The following is a 2,158-nucleotide window of genomic DNA, read 5'->3' on the forward strand; positions in this document are numbered from 1 at the left end:
TTGAGGAACAACAAAGGACGGAGAATTTAACTAATCATGGTTAAATCTCCGTCCTTTTTAGATTATCCAAATTATGATGTGTACCCCTTGTCAGGGACAACATTGATTTTTTTGGGGTGTTTTTTTATTACCCCAACAAGTGTATAGGTAGGGGTTTAAAACACCACAATGAAATGGATAGGTACCTCCTAAACCCCAAAAGAATTTATAGAACCTGAACTTTTAGATGTATTAAGGTCGGTGGCATATGCTACCGACCTTTTGTCGGTGTGCCGGGCATGGCACAGTTCTTACTGGTGAGAGTCCAGTCACGGGTATTTACCGCCAAGTGTAGCGAACCGCAAGCGGAAAGCAGTAATGCTCAAGTGAAGGAAGCGGTGTAGCAAAGCCATCGAGCCTACGAACAGAAACCGGATACAAGGCTAAACGGTGGGTGAGGTTGCTACACAAACCGAAGCCCAAAAGGTAAACGTATCACCGAGACAGTAAATCCGGAGGTTGTGTGGCGAAAGAACTATGTCTTACCCCGGGAGACCCGGACGGCGTGGAAACACGTGCGGAAAAGGCTTGCGTCCGGGAGTCAGCTTAGACCATAGTACCGGGAGCACGAACGGGAAGGGTCTAATGTCAATGTATTGCAAATCACTGCAAGCAAGGTCGGAATAATCCGAAATCGAGGATATGCTCTGAAAGCAGAAACGTAAGTCTGTGGAGGCAAAAGGTAGAGGGGATGATTTCCGGCAGTTTTACGAACAGAAAGAGGAGCAACAAGTGGAATTAATCGAATGGATATTACAGGACAGGAATATTGACGAGGCAATCAAGAACGTCAAGCGAAACAAAGGTGCAGCCGGAGTCGATGGGATGACGGTAGATGAACTTGACGTGTATTTTACTCTTCATAGGGAAGAGCTGAAGACTCAGATACGTGAAGGTAAATACAGGCCGAGTCCGGTAAGAAGGGTCTACATACCTAAAGCCAACGGCAAGAAGAGACCTCTCGGAATACCGACAGTCACAGACAGAGTTGTACAGCAGATGACAGCACAGATACTGTCTCTGGGATATGACAAATATTTCAGTGACCATAGTTATGGGTTCCGAGCGAACAGAGATTGCCATGGAGCGATAGAGAAAGCCCTCGAATACCTCAACGAGGGATATGAGTGGGTGATAGACCTTGACATCGAGAAGTATTTCGACACGGTAAACCATGACAAGTTAATTTCAATACTCAGAGAACGCATTAATGATGCGAAAACGCTACGACTGATTCGACAGTTTCTAAGAGCTGGAGTCATGGAAGATGGCTTGGTAAGCCCAAGTGAAGAAGGGGTACCGCAAGGTGGACCTCTTTCACCTATACTATCCAACATCTACCTTGACAAGCTCGACAAGGAACTGGAATCAAGGGGACTTCATTTTGTCAGATACGCTGACGACTGCGACATCTTCGTGAAAAGTGAAATGGCGGCAGACAGAGTGATGAAGTCTGTGACAAGCTGGCTGGAGCGCAAACTTCGGCTGAGAGTCAGTGCCACTAAGACAAAGGTAGTAAGACCTACGAAGAGTAACTTTCTGGGATTCACATTCTGGAAGAGCAAAGACGGTTGGAAGTGCAGGCTTGCCAAAGACCGAAAGAAGAAACTCTATGAGAAGACTCGTGAGATTCTTTGTCGGAAGAAAGCGGCTGCGCGAACCATAAAGTCTACCTTTATGCAACTGAACTGGCTCATCCGGGGGTGGATAAACTACTACAGAATCGGTAGCATGAAAGGCTTTCTTGATGAATATGGACAATGGCTGAGGCACAAGGTGAGAGTAGTGATACTCAAACAGTGGAAAAAGCCGAAGACCATATTCAAGAACCTGATGGCTCTGAATAGGATTCAGGAATGTGGCCTTGAGGAGAAAAGATTGTTAAGCGTGGCAAACGCAAGGCAGGGATGGTACCGAATGGCTACTATTCGGGATATTAATTTCCTGCTCAATCCAACGATACTTGGCAAAAAGACAAAGAGCCGACCGGGATTGGTCGACCCTTTGGCGTATTATCTGAATTAACGCTTGATTCTATGTTGATGTAGCGCCGTATACGAGACCCGTACGTACGGTGCAACGGGAGGGTTGAGGGCTAACGCCCTCGCTCTACCCTATT

The 2,158-nt window shown here is 46.5% G+C and carries 1 protein-coding gene; it reads left to right on the top strand.

Features of this window, described 5'->3' with window-relative positions; genetic code table 11:
- The first annotated feature begins 708 nt into the window (after nt 1–708).
- Entirely contained in the window at nt 709–2,064 is a 1,356-nt protein-coding gene (gene ltrA, locus AXF17_RS09910) for a group II intron reverse transcriptase/maturase (RefSeq protein WP_237049005.1), read from the top strand.
- The last annotated feature ends 94 nt before the right edge of the window (nt 2,065–2,158 follow it).

The organism is Mogibacterium pumilum (assembly GCF_002243385.1).
Taxonomy (GTDB): Bacteria; Bacillota; Clostridia; order Peptostreptococcales; family Anaerovoracaceae; genus Mogibacterium; species Mogibacterium pumilum.